This window comes from Streptomyces prunicolor NBRC 13075 (assembly GCF_000367365.1).
Classification (GTDB): Bacteria; Actinomycetota; Actinomycetes; order Streptomycetales; family Streptomycetaceae; genus Streptomyces; species Streptomyces prunicolor.
The window spans coordinates 54,072-68,997 of record NZ_BARF01000067.1 but is presented as its reverse complement, the minus strand read 5'-3'; the positions used below and the strand labels follow the sequence as shown (position 1 = coordinate 68,997).

At 70.3% G+C, this 14,926-nt stretch carries 14 protein-coding genes; 5 read left to right on the top strand and 9 right to left on the bottom strand.

Features of this window, described 5'->3' with window-relative positions:
• Nucleotides 1–110: 110 nt before the first annotated feature.
• The 4 genes from SPR02S_RS29885 to SPR02S_RS29870 form a co-directional block, all read right to left on the bottom strand.
• A complete protein-coding gene (locus tag SPR02S_RS29885; RefSeq protein ID WP_019060703.1) occupies nucleotides 111–350 on the bottom strand; it encodes a chaplin in 240 nt (79 codons plus the stop codon).
• Between the two features lie 206 nt (nucleotides 351–556).
• On the bottom strand, nucleotides 557–796 hold the full coding sequence (locus SPR02S_RS29880; RefSeq protein ID WP_019060702.1) for a chaplin: 240 nt from the start codon (nucleotides 794–796) through the stop codon (nucleotides 557–559).
• Nucleotides 797–977: 181 nt separating this feature from the next.
• Nucleotides 978–1,619, bottom strand: coding sequence for a response regulator (locus tag SPR02S_RS29875; RefSeq protein WP_019060701.1), 642 nt, complete (start codon nucleotides 1,617–1,619; stop codon nucleotides 978–980).
• Nucleotides 1,612–2,757: a GAF domain-containing sensor histidine kinase gene (locus SPR02S_RS29870; protein ID WP_026150976.1), complete on the bottom strand. Its 1,146-nt coding sequence runs from the start codon at nucleotides 2,755–2,757 to the stop codon at nucleotides 1,612–1,614. The genes SPR02S_RS29875 and SPR02S_RS29870 overlap by 8 nt, the downstream gene beginning before the upstream one ends.
• Nucleotides 2,758–2,941: 184 nt before the next feature.
• Between SPR02S_RS29870 and SPR02S_RS29865 the strand changes: the two genes are divergently transcribed.
• From SPR02S_RS29865 to SPR02S_RS29855, 3 genes are all read left to right on the top strand, one after another.
• Entirely contained in the window at nucleotides 2,942–3,637 is a 696-nt protein-coding gene (locus SPR02S_RS29865) for an SDR family NAD(P)-dependent oxidoreductase (RefSeq protein ID WP_026150975.1), read from the top strand.
• A complete protein-coding gene (locus SPR02S_RS29860; protein ID WP_019060698.1) occupies nucleotides 3,634–4,743 on the top strand; it encodes an S-adenosylmethionine:tRNA ribosyltransferase-isomerase in 1,110 nt (369 codons plus the stop codon). Before SPR02S_RS29865 ends, SPR02S_RS29860 begins: the two co-directional genes overlap by 4 nt.
• A gap of 298 nt (nucleotides 4,744–5,041) precedes the next feature.
• Nucleotides 5,042–5,806 (top strand): transglycosylase SLT domain-containing protein, encoded by a 765-nt coding sequence (locus SPR02S_RS29855; RefSeq protein WP_019060697.1) that lies wholly within the window; start codon nucleotides 5,042–5,044, stop codon nucleotides 5,804–5,806.
• Nucleotides 5,807–5,936: 130 nt separating this feature from the next.
• On the opposite strand, the gene SPR02S_RS29850 is transcribed toward SPR02S_RS29855, so the two are convergent.
• On the bottom strand, nucleotides 5,937–8,453 hold the full coding sequence (locus tag SPR02S_RS29850; RefSeq protein ID WP_019060696.1) for an ABC transporter ATP-binding protein/permease: 2,517 nt from the start codon (nucleotides 8,451–8,453) through the stop codon (nucleotides 5,937–5,939).
• Nucleotides 8,454–8,693: 240 nt separating this feature from the next.
• Between SPR02S_RS29850 and SPR02S_RS29845 the strand changes: the two genes are divergently transcribed.
• Entirely contained in the window at nucleotides 8,694–10,637 is a 1,944-nt protein-coding gene (locus SPR02S_RS29845) for a streptophobe family protein (protein ID WP_043258573.1), read from the top strand.
• A gap of 414 nt (nucleotides 10,638–11,051) precedes the next feature.
• Nucleotides 11,052–12,260 (top strand): phosphoserine phosphatase SerB, encoded by a 1,209-nt coding sequence (gene serB, locus SPR02S_RS29840; protein ID WP_019060694.1) that lies wholly within the window; start codon nucleotides 11,052–11,054, stop codon nucleotides 12,258–12,260.
• A 124-nt stretch (nucleotides 12,261–12,384) separates the two neighbouring features.
• On the opposite strand, the gene SPR02S_RS29835 is transcribed toward serB, so the two are convergent.
• The 4 genes from SPR02S_RS29835 to SPR02S_RS29820 all read right to left on the bottom strand — a co-directional run bounded on the left by SPR02S_RS29835 (nucleotide 12,385) and on the right by SPR02S_RS29820 (nucleotide 14,898).
• Complete coding sequence (locus SPR02S_RS29835) at nucleotides 12,385–12,915, bottom strand: SixA phosphatase family protein (RefSeq protein ID WP_019060693.1); 531 nt, start codon at nucleotides 12,913–12,915, stop codon at nucleotides 12,385–12,387.
• A 77-nt stretch (nucleotides 12,916–12,992) separates the two neighbouring features.
• Nucleotides 12,993–13,199 carry a hypothetical protein gene (locus SPR02S_RS29830; protein WP_019060692.1) on the bottom strand — a complete coding sequence of 69 codons (207 nt, stop codon included), beginning with the start codon at nucleotides 13,197–13,199 and terminating at the stop codon, nucleotides 12,993–12,995.
• Nucleotides 13,200–13,383: 184 nt separating this feature from the next.
• Nucleotides 13,384–13,500 (bottom strand): SGM_5486 family transporter-associated protein, encoded by a 117-nt coding sequence (locus SPR02S_RS65765; protein ID WP_019060691.1) that lies wholly within the window; start codon nucleotides 13,498–13,500, stop codon nucleotides 13,384–13,386.
• A gap of 48 nt (nucleotides 13,501–13,548) precedes the next feature.
• The gene (locus SPR02S_RS29820) at nucleotides 13,549–14,898 is read right to left on the bottom strand and encodes a CynX/NimT family MFS transporter (RefSeq protein WP_019060690.1); all 1,350 of its coding nucleotides are present in this window, start codon (nucleotides 14,896–14,898) and stop codon (nucleotides 13,549–13,551) included.
• Nucleotides 14,899–14,926: the final 28 nt, after the last annotated feature.

Genomic DNA, 14,926 nt, shown 5'->3' with positions numbered 1-14,926 from the left:
AAACGCCGGACGGGCTGACAGTAACCGGCAGTAGAGAAATGCGGTCTACAGAAAAAGGGGCCCCACAAGTCGTCGTTGACTCGTGGGGCCCCTCTTCAGTGCTGTGGACGTCAGTCGTTGACGCCCTTGTTGCCGAACGCGGGGTTCAGCAGGCCGATGACGTTGATGCTGTCGCCGACGACGTTGACCGGGACGTGGACCGGGACCTGGACGGCGTTGCCCGAACCGACACCCGGGGACTTCACGGCCGCGCCGTCGGCACCGGCGTCGGCGAAAGCGGCACCGGCGGAGGCGCCGGCGGCGATACCGGCGACGGTGAGGGCCACAGCGGCCTTCTTGGCGATGTTCATGGGAAGCGTTCCTCCTGCGATTGCGTGACCGACCCGGCCGCGGGTCGTGCGCTGATCAACGCACGGAACGGCGGAAACGGCACGGACATCCGCGTTTGACTGCCCGTTCGGATCATTGGCGCGACAAGCCGACCAGGTGACGAGCAGACCGGCCTCCCAGGGAGTGCCCTGGGAGGCCGGAGGTCACTGTCGCGGGGCGACGTGCGTCACTGGTTGACGCCCAGGTTGCCGAAGGCGGGGTTCAGGACGCCGATGACGTTCACGCTGTTGCCGACCGCGTTGACCGGGACGTGCACCGGGACCTGGACGACGTTGCCCGAGGCGACGCCGGGCGAACCGGCGGCCTGGCCGTTCGCCAGACCGTCGGCGGAGGCCAGCCCGGCACCGGCGGCTACCAGCCCGCCGGCCACCATCGTCACGGCCGCTGCCTTCTTCAGGTTCTTCACTTCTGAGCCCTCCTAGCGATCACCGCGGCAGGCGCCGCGGCACGCACTGGAGAACGGCGGAGATCCACGAAGGATGCGCCATTCGAGGGACATTCCCACGACGGTATGAATCTCAGCCCGGAACGAGACGCTCCGTGTTGCCGCCGCACCCCGCTCACCTCGCCGGATCACCTCGCTCAGGTCACCGCGTCAGACCGTGGCGTACGGCGAACAGGGCCGCCTGCGTGCGGTCCGCCAGGTCGAGTTTCATCAGGATGTTCGAGACGTGGGTCTTGACCGTCTTCTCTGAGAGCACCAGGGCGCGGGCTATCTCGCGGTTGGAGCGGCCGTCGGCGATCAGGCCGAGCACCTCGCGCTCCCGCTCGGTGAGCGAACCGCCTCTCCCCTGCCCCGAGTTGGACTCCTCCTGGGACAACAGGACCCCGGCGACCTCGGGTTGGAGCAGGATGTGGCCCGCGTGGACGGAACGGATGGCGCCGGCGAGGGCGTCCGGGTCCACGTCCTTGTAGACGTAACCGGCGGCGCCCGCGCGCAGGGCCGGGATCACCGTGCGCTGTTCGGTGAAGCTGGTGACGATCAACACGCGCGCGGGGTGGTCGAGTTCGCGGAGCTTGCGCAGCGCCTCGATGCCGTCCATGCCCGGCATCTTGACGTCCATGAGGACGACGTCGGGCTTCAACTCCTCGGTGCGGGCGACTCCTTCGGCGCCGTCGGCCGCCTCGCCGACGACCTCGATGTCGTCCTGCACCTCCAGGAAGGTGCGCAGGCCCCGGCGGACGACCTGGTGGTCGTCGACGATCAGCACCTTGATTGCGTCAGCCACCGGGGACCTCCATCTCGATCGTGGTGCCCTTTCCGGGCGCCGATTCCACGGTCAGCGTGCCGCCGACGCCGTTCGTCCGGTCCCGCATGGAGACCAGGCCGAGGTGGCGTCCCGCGCGGCGGATCGACTGAGGCTCGAAGCCGCTGCCGTCGTCGGTGATCCGGAGGACAGCTCCGCAACCGCGTCGCTCCAGGGTCACGGCGACGTGGCCCGCGCCGGAGTGGCGCAGTGCGTTGTGCAGGGCCTCCTGGGCGACGCGGAGCATGGCCTCCTCCTGGGCGGCGGGCAGGGCGCGGAAGCCGCGGCCGGTGAAGGTCACGCGTGCGGTGTGGGCGCGGTCGAGGACCTGGATCTGGGTGCGCAGGGTGGCGCTCAGTCCGTCCTCGTCGAGGGCGGCGGGGCGCAACTCGACGACCGCGGCGCGCAGTTCGTCGGCTGCCTCGGCGGCGAGCGCGGCCACCTGCTGGAGTTCGCCCTTGGCGCGGGAGGGGTCGCGGTCCACGAGGGTGGCGGCGGCCTGCGCGGTGAGGCGGAGCGAGAACAGCTTCTGGGCCACCGCGTCGTGCAGTTCGTGTGCCAGGCGGGAGCGCTCCTCGGCGATGGTCAGCTCGCGGCTGCGCTCGTACAGGCGGGCGTTGGTGAGGGCGATGGCCGCGTGCTGGGCGAGGATGGCGAGCAGCTCCTCGTCCTCCTCCGTGAAGCCGCAACTGCCGTCCCGCTTCGGGCAGTTCTTGTTGGCGAGGAAGAGGGCGCCGATGACCTCGTCGTCGTCGCGGATGGGCAGGCCCAGGAAGTCGGACATATCGGGGTGGGCCGAGGGCCAGCCCTCGAAGCGCGGGTCCTTGCGCACGTCCGCGAGGCGTTCGGCCTTGGCCTCGTGCAACATCGCGGCGAGGATGCCGTGCTGGCGCGGGAGCGGGCCGATGGCCTTCCACTGGGCGTCGCTGACGCCGTCGACCACGAACTGGGCGAAGCCGCCGTGGTCGTCGGGCACGCCGAGCGCGGCGTACTGCGCGTCGAGCAGCTCGCGGGCCGAGGCGACGATCGTCTTGAGGACGTCGCGCACCTCGAGATGCCTGCTCATGGCCAGCAGCGCGGAACTCACCGCCGCGAGGCCGGACCGTGGACCTTGACTCATGTCCTCACGGTACCGGCGGGGTCTGACAGTGCGGATCGGGCCGGTGGCGGCCGTCGTCTGGTCCGGTGGACCTAGGGCGAAGGGCCCCGGTGGACTGCGGCCGACGTCCGACGCGGCGGAGGCGATCCCGTTCCTACGTTGGGGGCACGCCGACGGAGGCGTAGTGGACGAGGGGACGTGTGTCATGTCGGTAGCGATCATCACGGGGGCATCCAAGGGGCTGGGGCGGGCGCTCGCCGAGGCCCTGGCCGCGCGGGGCTGGGACCTGGTGCTCGACGCCAGGACCGAGGGGGTGCTGACAGACGCCGCGGTGGCCGTCGCCGCGTACGGCACGCGCGTGGAGGCCCTTCCCGGGGACGTCACGGATGCCGCGCACCGCGCGGAGCTGGTGGCCGCGGCGGGGAAGCTGGGCGGCGTCGACCTGGTCGTCAGCAACGCGAGCGCGCTGGGCGCCGAGCCGCTGGTACGCCTGGAGGAGCTGGCCCTGGACGGGTTGCGGCGGGCGCTGGAGGTGAATGTGGTGGCCGCGCTGGGCCTGGTCCAGGAGGCGCTGCCGCTGCTGCGGGCCTCGCACGCGGGTGCGGTGATCGCGGTCAGCTCGGACGCGGCGGCCGAAGCCTACGAGACGTGGGGCGGTTACGGGGCGTCCAAGGCGGCCCTCGACCATCTCGCGGCCGTGCTCGGCGCCGAGGAGCCCGGGCTGCGGGTGTGGGCGGTCGACCCCGGGGACATGGGCACCGACCTGTACGCGGCGGCCGTACCGGACGACGAGGATCCACGGCCGTCGCCGGCCTCCGTGGTACCGGCCTTTCTACGGCTGCTGGACGAGCGTCCGGCGAGCGGGCGCTACGGCGCGCCGGCCCTCCTGGAGGAGCGATGACCGTGGCCGTCCGGGTCCCGGAGGAGCTTTCCGCGCGGGTGCCCGCCGAACAGCGCGGGCCCGGGCTCGACCGGGATGCCGTACGGCTGCTCGTGTCGCGCGGTACCGAGGTGTCGCATCACGTGTTCGCGGAGCTGCCACGGCTGCTGCGGGCCGGGGATCTGTTGGTCGTGAACACGTCGCCGACGCTCGCCGCGGCCGTGGACGGGTGGATCGGGCACGCACGCGTGGTGGTGCATTTCTCCACCCGGGGCGATGACGGGCGGTGGGCGGTCGAGCTGCGCGAGCCGGACGGGAAGGGCACCACACGCGCGCGTGCGGGCGGCCCGGAGGGGACGGAGGTTCGGCTGCCTGAAGGTGTGCGGCTGGTCCTGGAGGAGCCGTTGAGCGGGCGGGGTGAGCGGTTGTGGTGGGGGCGGGTGTCGGGGGTGTCGCGTCCAGAAACGCCCGATCCCGGCGTGGCCGTACTGCTCCGGGAGCACGGGCGGCCCATCCGTTACTCCTATACGGAGCGCGATCAGCCGCTCTCCGTCTACCAGACGGTGTTCTCGCTGCCTACCGAGGACGGGACGGGCAGTGCGGAGATGCCCAGTGCGGCTCGGCCCTTCACCCCGCGGCTGGTGGCGGAGCTGGTGAGTCGGGGGGTGCAGTTCGCGCCGATCACCCTGCACACCGGGGTGGCCTCGGCCGAGGTGCAGGAGCCGCCGTATCCGGAGCGGTTCGCGGTGTCGGGGACGTCGGCCCGGTTGATCAACGCCGCCCAGGCCGGGGACGGGCGGGTGATCGCGGTCGGGACCACGGCTGTGCGGGCCGTCGAGTCGGCCGCCGGGGACGACGGGGTCGTACGCGCGCGTGCGGGGTGGACCGATCTCGTCGTGACGCCGGAGCGGGGTGTGCGGGTGGTGGACGGGCTGCTGACGGGGCTGCACGAGCCGGAGGCCTCGCATCTGCTGATGCTGGAGGCGGTCGCCGGGCGGGCCGCCGTAGGCCGCAGTTATGAGGAGGCGCTGCGGGGGCTCTACCTGTGGCACGAGTTCGGGGACGTGCATCTCATCCTCCCGGAGGAGGACCCTCACGCGGCGCGTTGCTCCCGCAACTGCGGGTGAGGTCGGGGCGCGGCCGATGTGAGCCCGCACATAGGGCGCAGATCACGTACTAGCGGACATAGGAGATATAGACGCCCCACTTGAGCGGGACAGACGGACCTGTCTGTCCCGTTTTGCCCTGGACCGGTCAACTACCCGGGATCGTACGTCACACCTTTGCCAGGGGTTTTTGCGGCCGCTAAGAATTGCAGCCGTCGCTCAGCGCCGCGGATCCCGTCCGCGGCGTTTGTGCCGGAAGCACCCGCGTCCCCGCCGGACGGTGAGCGACCTCCGCGCAATTCGAAGAGGTCCATCCGCCATGCCCAAGAACACGAACACTCCTGGTCATAGTCGCCTGACCAAGCTGAACAAGCTGACGAAGCAGCACAAGATCGCGCTCGCCGGTGTCGCCACGCTCGGCGCCGCCGCCCTCGCCTTCTCCGCGGTGCCCGGCGACGCGGGGACGACCACGAGCGACGCCGCGACCTCGACGAAGGTCGCGTACAGCACGGAGCCCATCAAGGGCGTCAAGGCCAGCGTCACCGACCAGCTCGCCGGTGCCGGTGTGAAGACCGAGGCGATCCAGGCGAAGGCCGATGCCAAGGCGAAGGCCGCGAAGGCCAAGGTCGACGCCGCCGCGAAGAAGAAGGCCGCCGCCGAAGCCGCCGCCAAGAAGAAGGCGGAGGCCGCGCGCAAGGCCAAGAAGGCCGCGAGCCGCTCCACCGAGCGCGTCAAGATCCAGCCCGTCGCCGCGACGACGTACGCCAACAACCTCAACGGCTGGATCAACCACGCGCTGGCGATCATGAAGCAGAAGGGCATCCCGGGCTCGTACAACGGCCTGTACAAGAACATCATGCGGGAGTCCTCGGGCAACCCCAGCGCCATCAACGGCTGGGACGTCAACGCGGTCAACGGCACCCCGTCGATCGGTCTGCTCCAGGTCATCCAGCCGACGTTCAACGCGTACCACGTCTCCGGTACCTCGTCGAACATCTACGACCCGGTCGCCAACATCACCGCCGCCGCCAACTACGCGGCCGACCGGTACGGCTCGATCGACAACGTCAACAGCGCGTACTGAGGCCTCTCCGGCGGACCTCTTGGTCTCGGTATCGACGCCGAAGGGCGGCACCCGTGTGAGGGGCGCCGCCCTTCGGCGTTCGCTTTTCAAACTCACGTGAGTTTGATTTCCGGACTCACTTCCGCATGGCTCACTTACGCATAACCTCGGGCTCGTGGCGGCGCAGGAAGCGGGCCACGAAGAAGCCGCAGATCACGCCGAGGGCGATCAGGGCGGCCATGTCCATGCCCCAGGCGCCGACGGTGTGCTCCCAGAGCGGATCGACGCTGTCGCCGGGCTTGGGCGGGCTGATCTTGTTGAAGTCCAGCGTGGCGCCCGCGGCCCCGACCGCCCAGCGCGAGGGCATCAGGTACGAGAACTGGTTGACGCCGACCGCGCCGTTCAGGGTGAACAGGCAGCCGGTGAACACGACCTGGATGATCGCGAACATGACCAGCAGCGGCATGGTCTTCTCGGCCGTCTTCACCAGCGCGGAGATGATCAGGCCGAACATCATCGCGGTGAAGCCGAGACCCATGATCGGGATGCAGAGTTCGATCATGGTCTGGCTGCCGAGCACCAGGCCCTGCTTGGGGATCTCCCGGCTGGCGAAGCCGATGACACCGACCATCAGGCCCTGCAGCGCGGTGATCACGCCGAGCACGAACACCTTCGACATCAGGTACGCCGAGCGCGAGAGGCCGGTCGCGCGCTCCCGTTCGTAGATGACCCGTTCCTTGATCAGCTCGCGGACGGAGTTGGCCGCGCCGGCGAAGCAGGCGCCGACCGCGAGGATCAGCAGGACCGTGGTGGCCGTGCCGTTCGGAATTCTCTGGCCGTTCGCCCTGGCCGGGTTGGGCAGCAGGCTGTTGCCCGAGTCGATGAGCAGGCTCACCGCGCCCAGCACGGCCGGCAGGATCACCATCAGGGCCAGGAAGCCCTTGTCGGAGGCGATCACCCCGACGTAGCGGCGCACCAGCGTCATGAACTGGGACATCCAGCCCTGCGGCTTCGGCGGCTTCATCGCCTGCATCGGCGGCATCTGTACGGACTGCGGTGCAATCGCGTCGATGTCCGCGGCGTACATCTGGTAGTGCTGCGAGCCCTTCCAGCGCCCGGCCCAGTCGTAGTCGCGGTAGTTCTCGAAGGCGGAGAAGACGTCGGCCCAGGTGTCGTAGCCGAAGAAGTTCAGTGCCTCCTCGGGCGGGCCGAAGTAGGCGACGCTGCCGCCCGGAGCCATCACCAACAGCTTGTCGCAGATCGCCAGTTCGGCCACGGAGTGGGTGACGACGAGGACCGTGCGGCCGTCGTCGGCGAGGCCGCGCAGCAGCTGCATGACATCGCGGTCCATGCCCGGGTCGAGGCCCGAGGTGGGCTCATCCAGGAAGATCAGCGAGGGCTTGGTGAGGAGCTCCAGGGCGACCGAGACGCGCTTGCGCTGGCCGCCGGAGAGGGAGGTGATCTTCTTCTCTTTGTGGATGTCGAGCTTCAGCTCGCGCAGCACCTCGTCGATACGGGCTTCGCGCTCGGCGCCGGTGGTGTCGGCGGGGAAGCGCAGCTTGGCCGCGTACTTGAGGGCCTTCTTGACGGTCAGTTCCTTGTGCAGGATGTCGTCCTGCGGGACCAGACCGATGCGCTGGCGCAGCTCGGCGAACTGCTTGTAGAGGTTCCGGTTGTCGTAGAGGACGTCGCCCTGGTTGGCGGGCCGGTAGCCGGTGAGCGCCTTGAGCAGGGTCGACTTGCCGGAGCCCGACGGGCCGATGACCGCGATCAGCGACTTCTCCGGTACGCCGAAGGAGACGTCCTTGAGGATCTGCTTGCCGCCGTCGACCTCGACGGTCAAGTGCCGGGCGGAGAAGGAGATGTCACCGGTGTCGACGAACTCTTCGAGCCGGTCCCCGACCAGGCGGAACGTCGAGTGGCCGACGCCGACGATGTCGTTCGGGCCGAGCAGCGCCGAGCCGCCCTTGGTGATCGGCTGGCCGTTGACGTACGTGCCGTTGTGCGAGCCCAGGTCGCGGATCTCGAAGCGGCCGTCGGGCGTCGCGTGGAACTCGGCGTGGTGGCGCGAGACTTGGAGGTCGGAGACCACCAACTCGTTCTCCAGCGCACGGCCGATGCGCATCACGCGGCCCAGCGAGAACTGGTGGAACGTGGTCGGGCTGCGGTCGCCGTAGACCGGCGGCGCCCCCGCGCCGACACCGGGTCCCGGCTGCTGCGGAATCTGCGCGGCGGCCGGCGGCTGGTAACGCTGCTGCTCAGGCGTCTGCGCCGGGGCCTGTTGCGGCGGTGCCTGCTGGGCCCAGCCGGGGCTCGCGCCCTGTGCGGCGTACGGCTGTTGCTGCGGCTGGGCCTGCGGGCTCGCCACGGAGGCCGCGGCGCCGGACAGGCTCAGCCGCGGGCCGTCGGTCGCGTTGCCCAGGTGCACGGACGAGCCCGGGCCGATCTCCATCTGATGGATGCGCTGGCCCTGCACGAACGTGCCGTTGGTGCTGCCGTGGTCGTCGATGACCCAACTCCGGCCGCTCCAGCTGATCGTGGCGTGCCGCCAGGAGACCCTGGCGTCGTCGACCACGACATCCCCCTGCGGATCACGTCCGAGGGTGTAGGGCCTGGACGCGTCGAGCGTCCAGGTCCGTCCATTCAATTCCAGTACGAGTTCCGGCACTCCATGCCCCACTGAGTAGTCCCCCGAGTTACCCCCATCACAGGGAGTCTAGGGATGGCGAACATCGTCGGGAACTATTTCAGGCTGCACCCCCTGACCGAAAGTCGGGCCTTGTGAAGACCACGTCCATACGCTTCCGTCGGTTCCGTTGACGGGGTTGAAACCGGCCCGGAGAGTGGTAATCCACGCGAGGGGGACATGCGTGGTGTCCGCACCGCGCCGCGGATCGGGGGGTCTGCCATGAGCTCAGCGACGAGTGTCCGGACGGCGAGCTACGACACGAGGGTGCCCTGGGTCGACGTCCTGCTGTCCGCGATCGCAGCGGTGAGCTGGGCGTTGATAGGCATGGCGGGCACGGCCGCGCTCGGCCTGCACCTGCTGGGCGCCGACGCGACGGGCTCGCTCGGCCCCATGACCGCGGCGGTGGTGGCTCTCGGCGCGGGCGGTTCGGTCACCCCGACCGGCGACGTCTCCGCCTTCGGCCTGACCGGCGCCCAGGCGACCACAGCGGTGACGATCACCCCGCTGGGCGTGAGCCTGGTCGGCGCACTCCTGCTGTCGTACTTCTTCCTACGGTCCCTGCGGGCGGCCGGAGTTGTGATCGCCCCGGCCGAACTCCTCGCGCGCGCGGGCTCGGTGATCGTGCTCTTCGTGGCGATGCTGGGTGGGCTGGCCTGGGCCGGGCACGACGTCATCACGATCGACGGCAGCAAACTCGGCCTCGACAAACTGACCGGCGGCGGTGGAGGGAACGGCGGCGGGCTGAGCATCCCCGGCCTCGGCGACATCGGTGACATCGGCGGGCTGCTGCCGGGCAAGATCAGCGACCTGGTCAAGGCGAAGGCGGCGGTGGGCTTCACGGTCGATACGGCGCCGACGTTGCTGGGCGGCCTGGGCTGGTCGGCCGGCATCCTGCTGATCGCCCTGCTGGCCTCGCGCCGAACTCCTTTGCCGCGCGGTTGGGAGGCCATGCACCGCGTCGTACGCCCGGCCGCTTCCGCGCTCGTGGCGGTGCTGCTGGTCGCGGTGGCGGCGGGGCTCGCGGCGGCGGTGTACGCGGCGATCGGCGACGACCACCCGAAGCGAATTGCCGGCGCCGCGCTCCTTGGCGCCCCCAACGGAGTCTGGCTCGGCATCCCGATCGGCCTCTTCGTCCCCTGGGACGGCAAGGCCACCGGCGAACTCGCAAAACTCCTCCCCCACCCCCTGGACCAACTCCTCAGCGTGAAGTCCGACCAGCCGGTGACGTTGGGCCGGCTGGCCGAACTGGACAGCCGGGTATGGCTGTTGGGGGTTGCGGCGGCATTGATGATGTTGCTGGCGGGGGTGTTGACAGCGGTGCGGACGCCCTTGGGGGCGGCGGCGGGGAGCGGCTCTGATCGTGGTGGTGCCGGTGCCGGTGAGCGCGGCGGTGCGGGGGGTCGCGGGAGTGCTCTCGGATTTGCCGGGCGGTGTGCTTTACGGCTTGGGGTCGTCACCGCGCTGACGTTGCCGTTGCTGGCGTGGCTGACGGATGTGTCGGTGGACGCGTCGCTGTCGGTGCTGGGGTTCGACGCGTTCGGCGCGGGGATCGAGCTGCACGGGCAGCTGGGGATGGCGTTGGTGCTCGGTGCGGTGTGGGGTGCGGGGGCGGGGTTTGTCGGGGGGCTGCTCGCGTACGCGACCGGGGCTGCGGGGCGGCAGGCTTCTCGGTTGGCACGGGGTGACTTGGGGGTGGGGGGTCCGGTTCCGGGAACGGGATCGGGGACGGGTTCAGGGTCGGGGTCGGATGTCTGGGCGCCAGGGCAGCCGGGGTATCCGGAACACGCGCAGCCTGCGGGGGGTGCGGGACATGCAGGGCATCCGGAGGGCGCCGGGGACCCTGGGCCGTACGTGCCGAGTTCGCCCTACCGCGCGCCGAACCCCGAGACCAACCCGTATCTGCAACTGCCCGATGAGCTACGGCAACCGGAGGACGGCACTCGCCCCTACAACAACCCGCAGCCACCCGGCACCCCTCCGCCGCCCGCCGACATGTACGGCGCTCCGACCATGGCCCAGTCCTACGAGCCACCGTCCCGGCCGCCCCGGCGTCGACCCGGGTCACGTTCGCGGGACTGGCCGGAGGACGACTCGGACGGCGGGCAGCAACCTCCGCCTCCTCCCCCGCCGCACCCGCCGGGGAGGCCCAAGGGGCGCCGGTGATCCACGCCGGCGGTGGGTGAGCCAGCGATGGGCGATGCCGGACAAGGTGATGGGGGAAGACGTAGCGGCACCCCTATAGCCCGACGGTGCGACAACCCAGCAGCCCAACGCCCAACCCCCTGCTCCCCACCCGTCCAGCCGTATCCCCCGCACCCGGTGCCCCACCAGTCACCCCTCGCCCAACGACCGGCCAACCCCTGATCGGCACCACACCTCCCCGCGATCACCTCAACGCGTCTCCTGACCGCCCCTCAGCCAACTCTCGACCACCCACGGCCCACTCCTGACCAGGTCACCGCCCCTTCGTGATCGCCTCGTAAGATCCGCGCCACCGACCCGACACCCACTGTTCCGTGTCCGCTAGGCGGACCTCTGCGGCATAAGGCACTCCGTGCCGGATACGGTGGGTACACCATGAGCGCTTCGCAGACCTCTGACGTCCCCACTCTCCTCGTCAAGATCTTCGGCAAGGACAGGCCGGGCATCACGGCCGGACTCTTCGACACCCTCGCCGCCTACTCCGTCGACGTGGTCGACATCGAGCAGGTCGTCACGCGTGGCCGGATGGTGCTGTGCGCGCTCGTGACGCCGCCGCCCGCCGGGCTCGAAGGGGGTCTGCGGGCCACCGTGCACAGCTGGGCCGAGTCGATGAAGATGCAGGCGGAGATCATCTCCGGCCTCGGCGACAACCGGCCGCGTGGGCTCGGGCGTTCGCTCGTGACCGTGCTCGGCCACCCCCTCACCGCGGAGTCCACCGCCGCGATCGCCGCCCGTATCACCAAGGCCGGCGGCAACATCGACCGTATCTTCCGGCTCGCCAAGTACCCCGTGACAGCGGTCGAGTTCGCGGTGTCCGGCGTGGAGACCGAGCCCCTGCGCACCGCCCTGGTGACCCACGCGGCGACGTTCGGCGTCGACATCGCCGTCGTGGCGGCGGGGCTGCACCGGCGGGCCCAGCGGCTGGTCGTCATGGACGTCGACTCCACGCTCATCCAGGACGAGGTCATCGAACTCTTCGCCGCGCACGCCGGCTGCGAGGACGAGGTCGCCGAGGTCACCGCCGCCGCGATGCGCGGGGAGCTGGACTTCGAGCAGTCGCTGCACGCGCGCGTGGCGTTGCTGGCGGGGCTGGACGCGTCGGTCGTCGACAAGGTGCGCAGCGAGGTGCGTCTGACGCCGGGGGCGCGCACCCTCATCCGTACGCTCAAGCGGCTCGGCTACCAAGTCGGCGTCGTATCAGGCGGGTTCACCCAGGTCACCGACGACCTCAAGGACCGGCTCGGGCTCGACTTCGCCCAGGCCAACACCCTGGAGATCGTCGACGGCAAGCTGACCGGCAAGGTCACCGGCGAGATCGTCGACCGCGCGGGCAAGGCACGGCTGCTGCGCCGCTTCGCCGCCGAGGCGGGCGTACCGCTCGCGCAGACCGTGGCGATCGGCGACGGCGCCAACGACCTGGACATGCTCAACGCGGCCGGTCTCGGTGTCGCCTTCAACGCGAAGCCGGTCGTACGGGAGGCCGCGCACACCGCGGTGAACGTGCCGTTCCTCGACACCGTGCTGTATCTGCTGGGCGTCACCCGCGAAGAGGTCGAGGCCGCGGACACGCACGACGAGGACTGATCCCGGCCTCGCACGACTTTCGGGGGCCCGGCACCGCATGGTGCCGGGCCCTTTCTTTGTCGTACGAGTCCTCAGGGCTGCGGGGCTATGGGTCTGCGGAGCTACGGGCTACGGGTCTGCGGGGTTACTCCGACGGCGCCCAGTAGTCGTCCAGCGTGGCCACGCCCGGCTCCAGCGCCTTCCAGGAACCCGTGAAGGACAGGACGGCGAAACCGGCGGTCGCGAAACCGCGGCGGTCCAGCCACTCACGGGCCTCGCCGGAACCCGCTCCAGCTCCCGCGCCCGGGAGGATCTCGGCCAGGCCCTGCACGCTCGGGTTGTGGCCGACGAGGATCACGTTCCGCGCGTCGTCCGGCGTCTCGTTCAGCACCGCGATCAGCTCGCCGGGCGAGGCCTCGTAGAGCCGCTCCTCGTAGACGGTTTTCGGCCGGTGCGCGAGCTCGTGGACCGCGAGCTTCCAGGTCTCCCGGGTCCGGACCGCGGTGGAGCAGAGGGCCAGATCGAAGGGGATGCCGGTGTCGGCCAGTCTGCTTCCGGCCGTGGCCGCGTCCAGGCGACCGCGCTCAGCGAGCGGTCGCTCGTGATCGGTCACCTCGGGCCAGTCGGCTTTCGCATGCCGGAAGAGGACAATCCTGCGGGATTCTGCGACGCTCATGGGATCCAGCTTCGCATGAAACAGGCCATGGGGCGCAGGGAGTTGACCGGGCGGCTCCGCACGTGCACAACCGGTGCTCAGCGGGTTATGAGCTGCTGCACGCGCTCGAACAATTGGGTGATCATCGGGTCCGAGGTCGCCGCTTGCGCGTCCGTCGGGTTGAGCATCATCACGAGCAGCACGACGAACGCGAGCGCCGGCAGGGCGAGAGCCCACCACGGCAGCCTGATGTCGACGCCGCCCGTGGTCGCCGGGAGGGGCCGGGTGTGCGTTGGGGCCGACATGGATGCCTCCGCTGGTCTCCGAGTGGTCCGCGATCCGCTTCTCGCGGTCACACCTCGAAGTTACGGAACCCGCGGCCCCCAACCCATCCGGAGATCCACCCACTTGACCCTGAGCCTCACCCCCTAGGGGATGGTGGGGACAACCCCACCATCGGCCCGCGGAGGCGCGTTCACGGGCACGTGGTCACGGGGACGCGATCGTCGCGATGATGGCGATGACGATGAAGATGGCAAAGAACGAGCCGAAGACGATGAGCATCTTCCGCTGGCCGTTCTGGGGGTTCGGGTCGAGCACTGGCATACGGCAAGTCTCGCACCCGCCGACGACGCCACGTCCGCCGGGGTGAGGTCAGCGGGCCGCCTCGTCCTCCACCGTGCGGTTGCGCCCCGCGAGGACGCCGACAACCATCTGCGGGACCATCAGGCCTGCCATGAGCGCGATCGGCAGTCCCCAGCCGCCGCTGTGCTGGTAGAGCACACCGACCAGGAGCGGCCCCGGGATGGAGATCAGATACCCGGTGCTCTGCGCGAAGGCCGACAACTGGGCCACGCCCGCACCGGTCCTGGCCCGCATCCCGACCATCGTCAGGGCCAGCGGGAAGGAGCAGTTGGCGATGCCGAGCAGCACCGCCCAGGCCCAGGCGCCGCCGGCCGGCGCGAGGTACAGGCCCGCGTATCCGGCGAGGCCGCAGACGCCGAGGGCGATCACGATCGGGCCCTGCCGGGGCAGCCGGGTGGCCACGCGCGGGATGACGAAGGCCAGCGGCACGCCCATCACCATGGTGACGGCGAGCAGCAGTCCGGCGGTGCCCGCGGAGACCCCCGCGTCCCGGAAGATCTGTGCCATCCAGCCCATCGTGATGTAGGCGGCGGTGGCCTGGAGCCCGAAGAACACGGCGAGCGCCCAGGCGGTACGGCTGCGGGTGATCCGCAGCACCGGCTGCGCCTGCTCGGCGTCCCGCGCGCGGGAGCGCTGCTCCCCGGCCGCCTCCGCTCCGGAGGGCAGCTCCCGGTGTCGTACGAGAGCGATCCACGGCAGTACGGCAGCGGCGGCCAGCGCTGCCCACACGGCGAGGCCGGAGCGCCAACTGCCGCCCAGGGCATCGGTGATGGGCACGGTGACCGCGGCGGCGGAAGCCGTGCCGAGGGCCAGGCCCATCGAGTAGAGGCCGGTCATGGAGCCGACCCGGTCGGGGAACCAGCGCTTGACGATCACCGGCATCAGGACGTTGCTGACCGCGATGCCCATGAGCGCGAGCGCGCTGCCGACCAGGAAGCCGGTCGTGCCGCCTATGTAGGGCCGTATGAGCAGGCCCGCGGAGATGAGGACCATGCCCGCGCAGACCACCGCGGGCGGGCCGAAGCGGCGGGCGAGGCGCGGGGCCATGACGCCGAAGACCGCGAAGCACAGCGGGGGTACGGAGGTCAGCAGTCCGGCGACGCTGCCGCTCATGCCGAGCCCGTCGCGTACCTCTTCGAGGAGGGCGCCGAGGCTGGTGATGGCGGGGCGGAGGTTCAGCGCGGCCAGCACGATGCCGAGGACGAGCAGACGCGTCGTCCACGCGCGCGTGGACGCTTTCTCGGGCTGCGTCCCGGTCCGCTTTCCTGTCGGCGCCGGGGAGTCGCTCGCGGCCGAGCTGTCGACGTTGCCGCTGACGTTCGTCGTGGACTTCAGTGTCCGGGTTTCCTCGCTTGCCATGCCGCCCATCATAGAATGATGGGATGAT

What these genes read in the sequence shown, in the direction of transcription:
- SPR02S_RS29860 (WP_019060698.1), top strand. Translation starts at nt 3,634, where the DNA reads ATGACCGTGGCCGTCCGGGTCCCGGAGGAGCTTTCCGCGCGGGTGCCC.
- serB (WP_019060694.1), top strand. Translation starts at nt 11,052, where the DNA reads ATGAGCGCTTCGCAGACCTCTGACGTCCCCACTCTCCTCGTCAAGATC.
- SPR02S_RS29870 (WP_026150976.1), bottom strand. Translation starts at nt 2,757, where the DNA reads ATGAGTCAAGGTCCACGGTCCGGCCTCGCGGCGGTGAGTTCCGCGCTG.
- SPR02S_RS29820 (WP_019060690.1), bottom strand. Translation starts at nt 14,898, where the DNA reads ATGGCAAGCGAGGAAACCCGGACACTGAAGTCCACGACGAACGTCAGC.
- SPR02S_RS29855 (WP_019060697.1), top strand. Translation starts at nt 5,042, where the DNA reads ATGCCCAAGAACACGAACACTCCTGGTCATAGTCGCCTGACCAAGCTG.
- SPR02S_RS65765 (WP_019060691.1), bottom strand. Translation starts at nt 13,500, where the DNA reads ATGCCAGTGCTCGACCCGAACCCCCAGAACGGCCAGCGGAAGATGCTC.
- SPR02S_RS29835 (WP_019060693.1), bottom strand. Translation starts at nt 12,915, where the DNA reads ATGAGCGTCGCAGAATCCCGCAGGATTGTCCTCTTCCGGCATGCGAAA.
- SPR02S_RS29845 (WP_043258573.1), top strand. Translation starts at nt 8,694, where the DNA reads ATGAGCTCAGCGACGAGTGTCCGGACGGCGAGCTACGACACGAGGGTG.
- SPR02S_RS29830 (WP_019060692.1), bottom strand. Translation starts at nt 13,199, where the DNA reads ATGTCGGCCCCAACGCACACCCGGCCCCTCCCGGCGACCACGGGCGGC.
- SPR02S_RS29865 (WP_026150975.1), top strand. Translation starts at nt 2,942, where the DNA reads ATGTCGGTAGCGATCATCACGGGGGCATCCAAGGGGCTGGGGCGGGCG.
- SPR02S_RS29885 (WP_019060703.1), bottom strand. Translation starts at nt 350, where the DNA reads ATGAACATCGCCAAGAAGGCCGCTGTGGCCCTCACCGTCGCCGGTATC.